The organism is Thiolapillus sp., assembly GCF_048562965.1.
Lineage (GTDB): Bacteria > Pseudomonadota > Gammaproteobacteria > Chromatiales > Chromatiaceae > Thiolapillus > Thiolapillus brandeum_A.
Genome location: NZ_JBHNMF010001338.1, coordinates 1 through 690 on the forward strand (window position 1 = coordinate 1; position 690 = coordinate 690).

The following is a 690-nucleotide window of genomic DNA, read 5'->3' on the forward strand; positions in this document are numbered from 1 at the left end:
ATTCACGCATGGCCTGCTTACTCAGGGATACTCCCGCTTTATAGGATTTCTTCACTTTCCTTACCACCGGATGAATCCCTTTGTACGCCATACTCCGAGCCAAACCCAAGGTTTTCTCAACAGAATCCAGTAATTCGCCTCGCCAATGATTTTCCAGAACACCCCATAGTCTTTCGACCGGGTTGTATTTGCTGTGATACGGCGGGTAGTACGCCAGTCGTATCCTGATTTGATGTGTATCGCTGAATTCCGTCAACCGCTTCATCCATTGAGTTCGGCGACTGCTGTTCTCCGGACCGTTGTCAGCATTGATGACCAAGGTATGGGGGCGGTCTTCTGGCGCGAAGGTTTTCCACAGTTCCTCCAGTCGATCCACCATGAAGTCTGCTGTGACTTTGCCCTGCGCGAACCACAAGTAACTTTTCGCTTGTTTGGGCAGCAGTATGCCAAACGGCGTTAAGGTGCATTTTGCGTCGAAATCATGGTCGCAGGCCGGTTGGGGACAACGGCTTTTTCCTCCCCGGGAAAAGGGTCCCACCTTGACGGTTGCCTTGGTGTCCAAAGATAACCGTAATACTCCCGGCTGTTCATCAGATTGAGCATTCACCCGATGAATTTCTTCAAAGATGGCGTCAGTTTCTGGCAGACGTTTGTGTGGCTTGCATTTGCGGATACGTTGTGGCCGGTAGC

General features: G+C 51.2%; 1 protein-coding gene. It reads right to left on the reverse strand.

The features are described from left to right. The coding region (locus tag ACOCD2_RS24180) for an ISAzo13-like element transposase-related protein (protein WP_419626301.1) at positions 1-673 on the reverse strand (673 nt) is incomplete at its 3' end. Between the last annotated feature and the right edge of the window lie 17 nt (positions 674-690).